The organism is Enterococcus sp. AZ104 (genome assembly GCF_050546705.1).
Taxonomy (GTDB): Bacteria; Bacillota; Bacilli; order Lactobacillales; family Enterococcaceae; genus Enterococcus; species Enterococcus faecalis.
On record NZ_CP172952.1, the window covers coordinates 79,095 to 92,251 of the forward strand.

The window sequence follows — 13,157 nt, forward strand, 5'->3', positions numbered from 1 at the left end:
ATGTTAAACAATAATGTTATCTCTAATCATATCTAAATCTTTAATCAAAATTTTGCGGTTACGTAGTTCAATTGCCCCTAACTCTTTTAGTTGCTGCATCATCCGGTTAACGCTACTAGCAGAAGTTATCCCACAAAAATGTGCAATTTCTTCATTGGTCACCACGAAATCAATTAAAATACCTTCCTCTGTTTCTACGCCAAATGAATCGTACATTTCATAGATTTGTGTACAAACGGCCCCAAATTTGCCATTCATCAACATTTGCTGCATCTTTTTCATGGAATGCATTAAACGGTCCCGATAGTATTCTTTGACATACATTTGCAAGTCTTTACTATTATTGATATCCCGCCAAAATTGAACACGGTCGATTTGGTAAAGTTCTGCTTGTGGAGATTCGATGCGAATATTAAAAGGTGCATCAATAAATTCTGAATATTCATCACGTAGCAATGAAACAATTTCCAAATTGTTGATATAACGTAAATTAAATTCACGACCGTCTTTGGAAATAACGCTAGTTTTGATGATGCCACTTTTTAAAATATAGGCATAACGATCTTGCAGTCCTTCATAAGTTAAATAATTTTTCTTCTTTTTTACAACGACTCGAAAGGAATGTTCATCTAAGTAGTCTTGTAAAACATTTCTCATTGGCGGTAACTCCTCAATTATCTCTAAATATTTTTGTTTTTGCCTGTTGGGCTTCTTTCTTATTTAAGCGAATTGGACATCATATGTCAATAACAAATGTTGATAAAAAAGGTCAATTAAACGCTATTTTGAAAAATAAAATCAGCTTTTAGATAATTTTGCCAAAAATTTCGCTTAATGAGTATTAAAAATATTTTTTTTATTTTATGTGCTCAAATATTTTTCAAAAAGAAAAAATTGTATTAAGGTAATAGTAGAAAGGGAGGAGATTTAATGACAGAACCAAACTTAAAAGACCCAAGAAAGTTATTTTATAGTGATGGATTTCCGCAACAAGATCAAGAAACTCCCGCATTACAGGACAAAATGGTCCCTAAACCAGATTGTGGGGAAGACAGCTATGTCGGAAATCACAAATTAGAAAATCGTCGGGTATTAATTACAGGCGGTGATTCTGGGATTGGACGAGCTGTGGCGATTGCTTTTGCTCGCGAAGGCGCAGATATCGCATTACATTTTTTCCCAGGTGAAGAAAAAGACGCCGAAGAAGTGGCGCACTATATACGAGAAGCTGGCCGAAAAGTCGTTCTTTTGCCAGCAGATTTAAGAGATAAACAGGCACCTGAAGAATTGGTTGCACAAGCTCGTGAATCTTTAGGCGGCTTGGATACCCTCGTTTTAAATGCAGCCCAACAAATTTCCTGTGCTGCTATTGAAGAATTGCCAATGGAACAAGTGATAGACACTTTCCATGTCAATATTATTGCGATGTTTGGCATTGTCAAAGCAGCAGTGCCTCACTTGCCTGCCGGAAGTAGCATTGTGACAACGACTTCCGTCCAAGCTTTTAATCCCAGTGAGCATTTGTTGGATTATGCAGCAACGAAGGCATCAATTGCCAACTTTACCGTTGGTTTAGCAAAACAACTGGCACCAAAAGGCATTCGGGTAAATGGCGTGGCTCCAGGACCAATCTGGACACCGTTACAGTTAGATCATGGACAACCAATTGAAGAGTTGCCAGAATTTGGGCAACATTCTTTACTGGAACGTGCGGGTCAGCCTGCTGAATTAGCCCCTGTTTATGTTTTCTTGGCGTCCAATGATGCAAGTTATGTTACGGCTCAAGTTTATGGCGTAACTGGTGGAGAAGCAATTAATCTTTAGGAGGGATGTTCCGTGAATAAAGTTGTTAAAATACTTTTGCTTCTAGGTTCACTGATTTTAATGGCATTATTTGGCGCGGTGGCCATTACCACTTGGTCAGCCGATACAGCTTGGCAACCACCAGATAATGTCCAATGGTTCTTGCAAGACAACGAGTACGCACGTCAAGCAATCTTTTGGGTAGCGCTAGTTTTACTAGGAATTATGCTCTTTCTCTTTTTATTCATTCTTTTATTCCCAAGAAGAAAAGGCACGTTTGAATTAAAAGAAGAGCAAGGAAAGTTAGTGTTACACCGTAAAGCCATCGAAGGATTTGTACGCTCTAGCTTGCAAGACAGTGACTTTCTGGAAGCACCAACCATTCGTGTAAAGGCGACAAAACGGCGCATTAAGGTCAATGTCAAAGGCACACTGAAACGAACGGCAGATTTAATTGGACAAACAGAAGCTTGGTCAAAAACAATGGAAGAACGGCTTGCTCGTTTGGTGGGAACTGGTCACAAGATTACGATTGATGTTCATTTTGAAGATATTCAATCAATGAAACGACCACAACAACAGCAAACACAAGCACGTGTGGAGTAGGAGGGATGTACAATGGTTGAATGGATAAAACAATATGCCGTTCCGTTAATTGGTGGCCTAGTCGGCTTGGTTTTTGCAATCTTGTTTCTGTCAATCGGCTTCTTTAAAACATTGTTAGTAGTACTCCTGACAGGACTAGGTATTTGGCTAGGTTTGTATTTGGAACAGACAGGCATTGTCAAAAATTATTTTCATCATAAATAGGAGGTTTTGGCTATGGAAAATGCAAATGTATCGATTGTTAAAGGTGAGTTGACGTTTGAGGATAAAGTAATCCAAAAAATTATTGGCATTGCTTTGGAAGAAGTCGACGGTTTGTTAACTGTGGACGGTGGTTTTTTCTCGAATTTACGAGATAAAATGATTAATAGTGAAGATGTTACAACAGGCATTCACACCGAGGTCGGCAAAAAACAAGTCGCAGTGGATATGGACATTGTAGCCGAATACGGGAAAGATATCGAGACCATTTATGATCAAATGAAAGAGGTTATTACTCGCGAAGTCCAACAAATGACTCACTTGGAAGTAATCGAAGTCAATGTCAACGTAGTAGATATCAAAACACAAGCAGAGTACCAAGAAGAAAGTGAAACGGTCCAAGATAAACTTGGCAACGCCGCTGAAGCGACAGGTAGTTTTATGTCAAAACAAACCAACAAAGCCAAACATGCGGTAACTAAAGGCAAGACAAAAGTCAAAGAAAACACGGCACCTCGTGTTCAATAATTGGTTATTATTTTATTAAAAATAAAGCAATAATAGAAGAAACTAGGAGGAATGAACCATGAGTAACGAAAAATTCAATAATGTACCAAAACCAGCAGGAAACGGACCACACACACCAGAAGATCATGCAATCAAAGGTGAATTAACATTTGAAGATAAAGTCGTTCAAAAAATTATCGGTTTAGCCTTAGAAAATGTCGATGGTCTATTAACAGTCGATGGCGGCTTTTTCTCAAATATTGCTGAAAAATTAGTAAACACAGATAACGTCACAGCGGGTATTGATACCGAAGTTGGTAAAAAACAAGTCGCTGTTGATATGGATATCGTGGTAGAATACGGCAAAGATATTCAAGACATTTACGAAAAAATGAAAGAATTAATCAGCCGTGAAGTGAAAAAAATGACCCACTTAGATGTGATTGAAGTGAATGTTAACGTAGTCGATATCAAATCAAAAGAAGAATACGAAGAAGATAGCGAAACGGTTCAAGATAAAGTCACAGGCGCTGCCAAAAGTACCGGTGAATTTGCTTCTGAACAAACAGAAAAAGCAAAAAAAGCTGTGAATAAAGGAACAGAACAAGTCAAAGAAAATATGGAACCACGTGTAGAATAAACAGTTAAAGGGAGGAAACAATCATGGGCTTTATTTGGGCATTAATTGTCGGTGGTGTCATTGGGGCAATCGCTGGAGCAATTACTAAAAAAGGATCATCGATGGGTATTATTGCCAATATCATTGCAGGGTTAGTTGGTTCAACAATTGGTCAAGCCATTTTAGGCACATGGGGACCAAGCTTAGCTGGGATGGCTATTGTGCCATCGATTATCGGGGCAGTGATTTTAGTTGCCATCGTTTCATGGATTTTAGGACGAAAATAGAGAAGATTTTTCAGAAGAGTTTGGGCGATTGTCCAAACTCTTTTTTTATATTCTTTAATATTATCCAGTTTATTAAAATTAGATTAAATATAACTTTCCTTTGATAGGTGGTTTTGTTAAAATTTAATTAAAAAATCGTTGCGTGGCAAAAAGGAGGTGAATCAGTGAAGCATAAAAAGCAATGGTTAATCGGACTACTCATTATTTTAATCATCGGAATTGGAGGGAAATGGTACATGGACGAACAAGAAAAAGCAAAATTACACGAAATCCAAACAGATTTAGCGAACTATTTGTATAATAACTATCGGTTATATACAGTGAACGAAAAAGAAGAAGAGAAAATTTTTAAAGAATTTAATAGAGGTAAAGGTTCCCTGACAGAACAAGAGTTTTTTGACAAGCTTGAAAAACTAAAAGAATACTCTGATATCAACAAAATAGAATTTACAAGTTTTTCAATAGGCCCAGTAAACACGTTGAAAGTTTATTTTACCATCAACGACGTGTATGAAGAAGAAGTGGATTTAGACACGATATCAGCAGAAACTGAAAAGTTCATTTATAGCATAACAAATGGTACAGGCAAAGGTCCCTATTACATTGAAAAAAAAGATAAACCTACAAAGGAAAGAATGCCAGAAGACTTAATTGTGTATGATGAAGGAGGGATAAAGTAATGGATAACTATCGTACATAAAGAACAAGGAGGTGAATCAGTGAAACATAGGAAGCAATGGTTAATCGGATTACTCATTATTTTAATCATAGGAATTGGAGGGAAATGGTACATGGACGAACAAGAAAAAGCAAAACTACACGAAATCCAAACAGACTTAGCGAACTATTTGTATAATAACTATCGGATTTATACGAGAAATCAAAAAAAAGTCGAAGAGATTTATCAAGAGTTTAATAAGGGAAAAGGAAGTATTTCAGAAGAGGAGTATTTTAATAAATTAAGTGCGTTAAGAGAATACTCCGACATTACCAAAATAGAATTTACAAGTTTTTCAATAGGGCCAATGAAAGGTTTAGAGGTCGAATTTATTATTAACGATGTGTATGAAGATAATACAACATTAAGTACTATCTCAGCAGAAACAGGAAAATTTCGCTATAGTTTGGATCCAGGAAATACGAGAAATAATTATGTTTTAGAAGAAAAAGAACAGCCAACTTCTGTAACAATGCCCAAGAATAAAATTATGTATTATGAAGGAGGGATAAAGTAATGGATAACTATCGTACATAAAGAACAAGGAGGTGAATCAGTGAAACATAGGAAGCAATGGTTAGTTGGAATACTCATTATCTTAATCATAGGAATTGGAGGAGCAATGTATATGAACGAAAAAGAAAAAGCAGAATTACACGAAATCCAAACAGACTTAGCGAACTATTTGTATAATAACTACAGACTTTACACAGTAGATGAAGCAAAGGATGAACAGCTAAATAAGGAATACAACAGAGGAGAAGGTAGTTTAACTACGGAAGAATTTTTAAAAAAATCAGATGAACTAAAAGAATACAGCGATATTAAAAAAATAGAATTTACCAGATTTTCGGTGAGTCCAATGAAGATGTTGAAAGTACACTATACAATAAATAATAAGCTAAATAAACAGACGTATCTCAACACTATTTCCGCAGAGACAAATAAGTTAGTATTTAAAATCGGTGTGCATGAGGGCGAAGGCCCCTATTATCTTGAGAAAAAGCCAATAGCAACCAATTTATCTGTACCAGAAAATTTAGTGACGTATGATGAAGGAGGAATTCGTTAATGGATCAGAATAGAATTTTATCAGATCAAGTGTATGGTGTCCAATATGAAAAAATTAAAATAAATACTAGAATAGAAAATACAAATCACATTGTAATAGATACCATCGATACCGATAAAGATACTCTCGGATACGAACATGAACCAAGAAGCAACAGCATGCAAGCTATGACAGTGGCTGAAATCAAAGATGAATATAAGTCATATAAGGATAGTAAATTAAAAGAAATCAAAGGCTATCCCCAATCCGTAATCAGTCAAAACCTCACCATTGTCTACGCTGGTACCAAATCATGGCAAGATTGGAAAACCAATTTTCGAGAAATTGGCTTTAATGACAAACACCAAGCTGGAGCGTTCCAATCTGCTTTAACATATGCCAGTCAGATTGAGCGCCAATATTCTTCTGGAGCTGGCTATACAATTAACACGACAGGTCATTCTCTTGGTGGTGCCGAAGCAATTTATGTTGCGGTTTTGAAAGGCTACAATGCCATCACGTATGGTGCGGCTGGTTCAGGATTGACAGACGAACAAATTAAAAACTACAAAGGTCAAATTATTAATTTCTATGATACTTCAGATGCGGTCACCAGCAGTTTTGTAACAGGTGGACAAGGGAAAATTCCTTTTTATAGTTTTGGAGTTGATAATTATAGTGGCGTAATTGTTGGCTGGGTTAAAAAGACGTTCGGCCATGATTTGGATATGTTTGAAATTGATGATGCCGGTAATTATATTGATAAATTTGGCGATATTGCTGTCTATTCAGATGGGCATGGTGGGGTTGCAATCGAGCAAACCATTCTGGCGCAGCAGATTTTAGAAAATAAAAATAGAATCCGTGGGCTGGAGACTTACGACGGCACGAATCCTGAGACATTGGCAGAAATCAACCGTTTAAAAAAAGAAAACAAATGGCTTCAAGAACAACTGAAACAATTTAATCAGTTGAATGAATTACGTGTTTCTTTAACGGCGAGCGGTGGCGGATTATCTAGTAATGAACGGATTTATTTAGAAGATAGTCAAGCCTTAGCGGTTGTTAAAGTCGCCGCATCACAATTTGATGTAGCGATGGAAGAGTGCCTACATATTTACAAAAAAGTGATGCAAGAATTACAAGAAGATTGGGAAAACGGATTGCAACTCATTCAACGACATACACCAGAACTTTCGTATGCAGAAATGAGAGAGGCGATGGATCAAGTCCAATGTACGAAACAAACGATGGTTGACCAAGATCTGGAATATTTCCAGCAAAAATTCAGCAAAATCAATCGTATTAGAACTTCATTTGTTCAATTAACCCAACAAATTACCGCTAAAATAAATGAATTGGTTCAGAGAGATCAAGAATTAGCGAACCAACTGAAAGGAGCCTTAACATGACGACAGCCGATGAGCTAGAAAGATGCCGCAGACAATTGCGGGAGTTAGATGAGCAAGAAATGATCTTAGCTTCTTATCAGAGAAAAAGCCAACAACTCGCTGAAGAAACCTATTATAACATTCAGTCTGCTATTCGAATGATTGCCGAAAATCAGCAACCACTACAACAAGCGAGACAAGAGCTTGGCCGATTAGAATATGACTTTTCAGAAGAAGTAAGTCATGCTAAGAGAAAACTTTACCGTCAGAGGGAAGAGCTAGAAATAACGTATAGAAAATTAAATGCACAGCGGGAAAGTTAACGAAGGAGGATGTTCATGGAGTTATTGGAGAAATTATGGAAAGAATACCAAAAGAATCTGCAAAAAGTAACAGCGCAGTCTCTCGGTTTATCGCTGTTACAACAACAGAGTAAAAAAGTACAGAAAAGCAAGCGAAGGGAAAAAAATGCTTTAGGACAAGCCAAACGCTCAATAGAAAATGCAAATACTGGCTTAGAAAAGTCGGTCCAAGGACAATTTGGTAAAAAAGTAACCGATGTCTTAGACATACAGAGTCAAACTATAGACAGTTTGTAATAGATGTGAACTTATTTTTAATTAAAAGAAAGAGTCCTCAACCATTCGATATTTTGAGAATAGTTGAGGACTCTTTCTTCAACAAAAATCAACAACATTTGTTGAAGTTATTTGTAGATAACGTTTATCATTCACAAATTTACATTTTTTTGTAACGGATATCTCGTATAGTAATAACTGCAAATGAATTTCAGAAAATTTTTTGATAAGTCATCAAAGTGAGGGGATAGCGGTCTTTTATTGAAAAATAGCAACACAAAATAAACAGAACAAAAGAGAGAGGAATTCAAAGAATTATGACAGAACAAACACCAACAAAGCTTTTGAATAAAGGCTTTATCAGTATTACAGTGATTAATTTCATTGTCTATCTTGTTTATTATTTATTAATGGTTATTATTGCGGTGATTGCGCAAGATAGCTTACACGCTACTTTAGGTCAAGCTGGTTTGGCCTCAGGAATTTACATCATCGGGACATTGCTTGCACGACTTTTCATGGGGAAACTCCTTGAACTGATTGGGCGCAAACAAGTCTTACGTTATGGGGCTTTGTTTTATCTTTTAACGACTGTTGCGTATATGTATATGCCAAGTATGGGCATTCTTTATCTGGTCCGTTTTTTAAATGGGTTTGGTTACGGAACCGTTTCGACAGCGACCAACGCAATTGTTACCGCCTATATCCCTAAAAACAAAAAAGGGGAAGGGATCAATTATTATGGTTTGAGTACTAGTTTAGCAGCCGGCATTGGGCCATTTATTGGGATGTTATTGTTAAATGTTTCCAACTTCCATGTCATTATTAACTTTTCAATTATTTTAATTTTGTTAACAACCATTGCTTGCTTCATTTTCCCAGTGAAAAATATTGAGTTAACACCTGAACATCGTGAAGCTTTATCTAAATGGAATTTTGATAGTTTTGTTGAAAAGAAAGTTTTATTTATTACATTTATCGCCTTTTTAATGGGTCTTGCTTATTCAAGTGTCTTATCTTTCTTATCTTCTTATGTCAAAGTAATCGATTTAGTTGACGTCAGCACCTTCTTCTTTATCGTCTATGCGGTCGTGATTACCTTAACACGTCCATCGACAGGTCGGATTTTCGATGTCAAAGGGGAACGCTACGTTATGTATCCGAGCTACATTTTCTTAACACTAGGCCTGTTCTTATTAAGTATGACTACGTCTGGTTGGATGTTATTAGTCTCAGGTGGGTTAATTGGCTTAGGTTATGGTACTTTCATGTCAAATGGCCAAGCGGTTTGTCTTCAAGAAAGCCCAAGTCCTCACCGTATCGGGATTGCTTTATCGACTTATTTCATCGGTTTAGACCTTGGATTAGGGGTTGGTCCGTACGTTTTAGGTGAATTACGTAACTTTATGTCATTCCAACAAATGTACTTCTTAGCAGGCTGTATCCCAATCGTTTGTACCATTTTATATATGGTCTTCCACAAAGCTAAAAATGATGCCAAAGATTTGTCTCTTGAAACGATTGAAGAGATTGAACACGGCTCAGAACTATAAATGGACAAGGAGTGATTTCAATGCCTAACGATGAACGGATTTTAAATGTTTTACAACAAACACTAACGGAAATTCAACGCATGAACACGCGTTTAGCTAAAATTGAAACAGAGTTAGCCGATGTCGATCAACATCACGCGACTTTGGATCATTACTTGCAAGAGCTAGAATTGGTGACAGAAAATAACAACGTCATGTAAAGTGAGTAGTTAGTAAATGAATGTTCTACGTTTCGGTATCACTAGAGTGGAACATTGAAAGTTTTCGTAAAAAACGCCAAAAGGTAGCAGTTTTTCTGCTACCTTTTGGCGTTTTTTGTAATTTCTATCACTTAAAATGTTTCACGTGAAAACTTTTAAAAGTGGCGTGGACTTTGTTTGGTGACAATTTGTGTATTTAAATTTTCTAAGCTTTGCGCTAGTTCACCAATGCTAGCGGAAAAATCAACATAATAAGTGGGAACCGTTGATTTGACACTAACTTCTGAAAAGATATCTGTAATAATTACATCGAAAGGCTTTTCTGGTGAAGCGACAAAAATTAATTTTTTATCCACGGCTTTACTTAGCTTTTCATAAAGGGTATCTAAAATTAAATTACTTTGATTGGTCCTTACTAAGACACGAATCGGTGGTAAAGATTTCGTTTTCAATGTACAAAAAAGAATAAACAAGCAGTCAACTAACAATTTTTCATTGCCAATCAATGTCGGAAGCATTTCAATTGTAAGGCGCTTCACATCTTTGTAGAGACTTGGATTTTTTTGAAGTGCTTCTTTTAAAAAGCTTTCTTGCACAAATGGATTGGCAATCGTGACAAAGGTCTTAAAAAAGACACTTAAATTTTGGATAGAAGTATATAGATAAAGATACTCGTGAAATGTCAATTTAATTTGATAAAAAGACGTTAGTTGATAAATGATCTCTTTAATGGGTGAGCCTAATAGCTGGACCATATGCATCCGTGCTGCAGGAATTTCCAAGACATCTTGTGTGGCGTAGCTGACACTAATCGTCAATAAGAAAAAGGCAAAAAGGCCTTCTTTTTGTATAAATTTTGTTGGAACTTGGTGTAAGGCTTCTTCTTTAAAAAACAATTCAAATTCACTCAGATTAACAAAGGGATTAACAATCGCTTCTTCCTCCACGAAAGTTTCTTTGATAAAAAAGCCCTCTTTCCAACGCGCTAAAATCACCGCAGAAAAAATCAAGTCTTTTGTAAAATCTTGTGTTGTATTGAAAGAAACAGAGTGTTTTAAACGTCGAAAGAGACTGTGGACTTCTTTTTTAGTAATCGTGTGTAACGGCCAATCCCCTTCAGAGTAATTGTTCCAAAAAAGCATCATAAAGAAAATCCGGATATCTTTTTCTTTGCCCACCAACACATTGGTACGTTTTAAATTGATTTCAATCTGATATTTTTGGAGCCATTGGTTTAATTGTCCAATTTTTCGTGTAAAGGTTGATGAAGAAATCTCTAGGACTTTTTCAAAATGTTTGCTATCAATTGCATTATGGTTAAAGGCATAGGTCAGTACTTGATACGCGAAACTTTTTTTTACAAAGTAGGGCATCAAAAACGACAGTTGGAAATAGGGTGCAAACCAAAATGTGATTTCTTTGGCATTTGCTGATAAAGAAAATAAGTTCTCCCAGCCGTTTTTTTCAATTTCTGTTTGGAGCAAAGCTACAGATTGTAGAATGGTATTTTGTTGCATTTTTAATTGAGTCGCTAAAGTAGAAATCGCCAATGTTTGTTCTTCTGCTTCACGACGTTCGAGTAACTCTTCTAAAAGAGCAAAACTTTTACGATAAGGTACATCAAGTAACCCTGTTAACATCCGATTCCCTCCAAACTGTTTTCCCCACGCAATTTAGCAAAATAAATTTTGCGAACTACTTGTTTTAGGTTATAGTATTCGTCTAAATAAGGAACGGGATGCCAATAAAAAGTTTTACTGGCGTGAAAAAGCGGATTATTTTTGTCAGTAATGACTAAGTCAGGCACTTCTTGAATATGATTAACAAATTTCAAAGGAACATCGCAATAATTATTGATTTCCTTCGCTAACCAATTTTCTTGTATCTGATTAATAGATGAATGAAGTAAAATTTTAACAGGAATTTGTTTATTTAATAAAACACTCCGAATAATTAAAAAAATGGTTTCTTTAAATAATGCATCTAGTGGATGTTGTTTGTCAAAAGGCAAACGCTTTAAGAAATAGTTGGTTGTTCGTGAAACATTTGGGTATTGTTTTTCATACAAAGAGACATTAGCAACCTCATAGCTCAATTCCTCTTCCACAGGGAAATGAATCAGTCGTTCACTGGCATTGGATAAATTAACCAACAAAAAGACCACTTCTATTGCGCTTAAATCCAACTGTAATTGCGTACATTTTTCAAAAATCCAAGTAGCGTGTGGACTGTTATCCATTCCCATGATCGCTAAGTTGGCAAAGTTGATGGTTTCCATTTGGACCAGAGAGTACATCGTTAATGTGCTGAAGAAATCATAATAAAAATGAATCTCAGCTTGCCAAGTGTCAGGCTCTTTTTGTTCATCAATAAAACAATCATTCACTAATAGTTGGAATTCTGAATAAGGAAAGGCCAAATTAATAGCAGCAACTTCTGGATAATTGGTGATTGTAAAACCGGATTGATAACGGAGTAAACCTATGGACATAATTAATTTTAATTTGCGTAAATCAGTATATGTAAAGTAAGGGTAACGGTTTTTGATGATTTCAATGAAGTTCTGCAATTGTGCTTGATTAGTCTTAGATAGAAATGGTACTAGAGAAGTTCCTGAAATGAAGAATAAGGAATAAAAGAAACTGCGAAAATCTTTCTCGTTACCACAAATTTTTTCTCGTCTTTTTAAGTTTAAATAACAATTAAATCTAGCTAGATGATTATTTAAACGGTCACTGACTTGTTTAAAAATAGAAAAGTTAATAAAGTGCTCTTCACAAAAATCTTTGGCTGAAGTGTAGCGTTTTAAAAGTAAATCTAAGGCTAACATATAGGTTAATGACCCGCGAACTACGGCTTCTTTCATTAACTCAATCGGGATATTTTCATCGGCGACTAATTCTATGGACTGTTGATTATTAATAATGCGAATATGTACATTTTCATGTGTATTGACTCGAGAAATTAATAAAGTCAATTGATTCAATAAATTGTTGATATTGTAATGGGAAAATTCATATTTTCGCCGAAGTACTTGCATGGGGACTTTTTCTTTACTGTCATACAAGTATTCAATTAGGGAAAGCAACTGAATTTCCTGTTTGGTTAATAAGTTATGCATAATAACCACCTTTCTAATTGGTTATGATTGTTTGATTTTTCAGATAATACAGATAGGGCATTCTTTTCTAAACGACATTTGACAATTGCCAGTGAAAGAACTAGTTGTTCTTATGCTACTGTATCTATTCTTAAAAATCAAGAAGAACTGAATGTGTCAAACGGAAGAAAACATGGACAAAAAATGGTAGAGCAAAAAATTATTAAGAAAAACAACCAGTTTATATAAAACATTTAAATAACAAAAATGATAATTTGAGTCTATTGATTTTTTAGCTTAAATAGCTTATACAAATAGGCTTTTTTGTCTGGTTAGTTCTTATGAAAAAAATTAAAAAAAAACGGTATAGTGGAAGAAGGAATAGTAAAAATAAGAAAGGATAAGGACGTGTTTTCATAAAGATGAAAAGGGTTTCTGGGATTTCATCAACTTTTTCTATTTGGAGGAGAAGTTGTTGATAATTTTTGCTGAAAAATCTCGTTATACTCTTCTTATTCTTATAGAAGAGTCTATAGGAAAAAG

17 protein-coding genes are annotated in these 13,157 nt (G+C 35.5%); 14 read left to right on the plus strand and 3 right to left on the minus strand.

The genetic code is table 11. The features are described from left to right. Positions 1 to 3 precede the first annotated feature (3 nt). Positions 4 to 657 carry a Crp/Fnr family transcriptional regulator gene (locus IGJ37_RS00325; protein ID WP_002356081.1) on the minus strand — a complete coding sequence of 218 codons (654 nt, stop codon included), beginning with the start codon at positions 655 to 657 and terminating at the stop codon, positions 4 to 6. A gap of 273 nt (positions 658 to 930) precedes the next feature. On the opposite strand from IGJ37_RS00325, the gene IGJ37_RS00330 reads away from it, so the two are divergent. The 14 genes from IGJ37_RS00330 to IGJ37_RS00395 all read left to right on the plus strand — a co-directional run bounded on the left by IGJ37_RS00330 (position 931) and on the right by IGJ37_RS00395 (position 9,514). Continuing rightward, positions 931 to 1,824, plus strand: coding sequence for an SDR family oxidoreductase (locus IGJ37_RS00330; RefSeq protein ID WP_252671655.1), 894 nt, complete (start codon positions 931 to 933; stop codon positions 1,822 to 1,824). Between the two features lie 12 nt (positions 1,825 to 1,836). Beyond that, positions 1,837 to 2,409, plus strand: a complete 573-nt coding sequence (gene amaP, locus IGJ37_RS00335) for an alkaline shock response membrane anchor protein AmaP (RefSeq protein WP_002381343.1) — start codon at positions 1,837 to 1,839, stop codon at positions 2,407 to 2,409. Positions 2,410 to 2,421: 12 nt separating this feature from the next. Next, a complete protein-coding gene (locus tag IGJ37_RS00340; RefSeq protein WP_002356087.1) occupies positions 2,422 to 2,613 on the plus strand; it encodes a DUF2273 domain-containing protein in 192 nt (63 codons plus the stop codon). A gap of 12 nt (positions 2,614 to 2,625) precedes the next feature. After that, entirely contained in the window at positions 2,626 to 3,138 is a 513-nt protein-coding gene (locus IGJ37_RS00345; protein WP_002383483.1) for an Asp23/Gls24 family envelope stress response protein, read from the plus strand. 58 nt (positions 3,139 to 3,196) lie between these two features. Next, the gene (locus tag IGJ37_RS00350) at positions 3,197 to 3,757 is read left to right on the plus strand and encodes an Asp23/Gls24 family envelope stress response protein (protein ID WP_002356090.1); all 561 of its coding nucleotides are present in this window, start codon (positions 3,197 to 3,199) and stop codon (positions 3,755 to 3,757) included. A 23-nt stretch (positions 3,758 to 3,780) separates the two neighbouring features. Next, a complete protein-coding gene (locus tag IGJ37_RS00355) occupies positions 3,781 to 4,023 on the plus strand; it encodes a GlsB/YeaQ/YmgE family stress response membrane protein (protein ID WP_002356092.1) in 243 nt (80 codons plus the stop codon). A gap of 164 nt (positions 4,024 to 4,187) precedes the next feature. After that, positions 4,188 to 4,703, plus strand: coding sequence for a hypothetical protein (locus IGJ37_RS00360; RefSeq protein ID WP_252671654.1), 516 nt, complete (start codon positions 4,188 to 4,190; stop codon positions 4,701 to 4,703). A 39-nt stretch (positions 4,704 to 4,742) separates the two neighbouring features. Then, on the plus strand, positions 4,743 to 5,258 hold the full coding sequence (locus IGJ37_RS00365; protein ID WP_252671653.1) for a hypothetical protein: 516 nt from the start codon (positions 4,743 to 4,745) through the stop codon (positions 5,256 to 5,258). Between the two features lie 39 nt (positions 5,259 to 5,297). Then, positions 5,298 to 5,813: a hypothetical protein gene (locus IGJ37_RS00370; RefSeq protein WP_252671652.1), complete on the plus strand. Its 516-nt coding sequence runs from the start codon at positions 5,298 to 5,300 to the stop codon at positions 5,811 to 5,813. Then, entirely contained in the window at positions 5,813 to 7,204 is a 1,392-nt protein-coding gene (locus IGJ37_RS00375; RefSeq protein ID WP_252671651.1) for a triacylglycerol lipase, read from the plus strand. Before IGJ37_RS00370 ends, IGJ37_RS00375 begins: the two co-directional genes overlap by 1 nt. Next, positions 7,201 to 7,506 carry a hypothetical protein gene (locus IGJ37_RS00380; protein ID WP_016616687.1) on the plus strand — a complete coding sequence of 102 codons (306 nt, stop codon included), beginning with the start codon at positions 7,201 to 7,203 and terminating at the stop codon, positions 7,504 to 7,506. Before IGJ37_RS00375 ends, IGJ37_RS00380 begins: the two co-directional genes overlap by 4 nt. A gap of 9 nt (positions 7,507 to 7,515) precedes the next feature. Then, positions 7,516 to 7,782 carry a hypothetical protein gene (locus IGJ37_RS00385; protein WP_002356100.1) on the plus strand — a complete coding sequence of 89 codons (267 nt, stop codon included), beginning with the start codon at positions 7,516 to 7,518 and terminating at the stop codon, positions 7,780 to 7,782. 296 nt (positions 7,783 to 8,078) lie between these two features. After that, positions 8,079 to 9,314, plus strand: coding sequence for an MFS transporter (locus tag IGJ37_RS00390; protein WP_002356101.1), 1,236 nt, complete (start codon positions 8,079 to 8,081; stop codon positions 9,312 to 9,314). Between the two features lie 20 nt (positions 9,315 to 9,334). Next, positions 9,335 to 9,514, plus strand: coding sequence for a hypothetical protein (locus tag IGJ37_RS00395; RefSeq protein ID WP_002381345.1), 180 nt, complete (start codon positions 9,335 to 9,337; stop codon positions 9,512 to 9,514). Between the two features lie 155 nt (positions 9,515 to 9,669). Here the strand turns inward: IGJ37_RS00395 and IGJ37_RS00400 are convergent, their stop codons facing one another. Further along, complete coding sequence (locus IGJ37_RS00400) at positions 9,670 to 11,154, minus strand: helix-turn-helix domain-containing protein (protein ID WP_002359246.1); 1,485 nt, start codon at positions 11,152 to 11,154, stop codon at positions 9,670 to 9,672. Beyond that, the gene (locus IGJ37_RS00405; protein WP_002396763.1) at positions 11,148 to 12,635 is read right to left on the minus strand and encodes a helix-turn-helix domain-containing protein; all 1,488 of its coding nucleotides are present in this window, start codon (positions 12,633 to 12,635) and stop codon (positions 11,148 to 11,150) included. The genes IGJ37_RS00400 and IGJ37_RS00405 overlap by 7 nt, the downstream gene beginning before the upstream one ends. Positions 12,636 to 13,157 lie beyond the last annotated feature (522 nt).

What these genes read in the sequence shown, in the direction of transcription:
- IGJ37_RS00325 (WP_002356081.1), bottom strand. Translation starts at nt 657, where the DNA reads ATGAGAAATGTTTTACAAGACTACTTAGATGAACATTCCTTTCGAGTC.
- IGJ37_RS00330 (WP_252671655.1), top strand. Translation starts at nt 931, where the DNA reads ATGACAGAACCAAACTTAAAAGACCCAAGAAAGTTATTTTATAGTGAT.
- IGJ37_RS00340 (WP_002356087.1), top strand. Translation starts at nt 2,422, where the DNA reads ATGGTTGAATGGATAAAACAATATGCCGTTCCGTTAATTGGTGGCCTA.
- IGJ37_RS00345 (WP_002383483.1), top strand. Translation starts at nt 2,626, where the DNA reads ATGGAAAATGCAAATGTATCGATTGTTAAAGGTGAGTTGACGTTTGAG.
- IGJ37_RS00350 (WP_002356090.1), top strand. Translation starts at nt 3,197, where the DNA reads ATGAGTAACGAAAAATTCAATAATGTACCAAAACCAGCAGGAAACGGA.
- IGJ37_RS00355 (WP_002356092.1), top strand. Translation starts at nt 3,781, where the DNA reads ATGGGCTTTATTTGGGCATTAATTGTCGGTGGTGTCATTGGGGCAATC.
- IGJ37_RS00375 (WP_252671651.1), top strand. Translation starts at nt 5,813, where the DNA reads ATGGATCAGAATAGAATTTTATCAGATCAAGTGTATGGTGTCCAATAT.
- IGJ37_RS00380 (WP_016616687.1), top strand. Translation starts at nt 7,201, where the DNA reads ATGACGACAGCCGATGAGCTAGAAAGATGCCGCAGACAATTGCGGGAG.
- IGJ37_RS00385 (WP_002356100.1), top strand. Translation starts at nt 7,516, where the DNA reads ATGTTCATGGAGTTATTGGAGAAATTATGGAAAGAATACCAAAAGAAT.
- IGJ37_RS00390 (WP_002356101.1), top strand. Translation starts at nt 8,079, where the DNA reads ATGACAGAACAAACACCAACAAAGCTTTTGAATAAAGGCTTTATCAGT.
- IGJ37_RS00395 (WP_002381345.1), top strand. Translation starts at nt 9,335, where the DNA reads ATGCCTAACGATGAACGGATTTTAAATGTTTTACAACAAACACTAACG.
- IGJ37_RS00400 (WP_002359246.1), bottom strand. Translation starts at nt 11,154, where the DNA reads ATGTTAACAGGGTTACTTGATGTACCTTATCGTAAAAGTTTTGCTCTT.
- IGJ37_RS00405 (WP_002396763.1), bottom strand. Translation starts at nt 12,635, where the DNA reads ATGCATAACTTATTAACCAAACAGGAAATTCAGTTGCTTTCCCTAATT.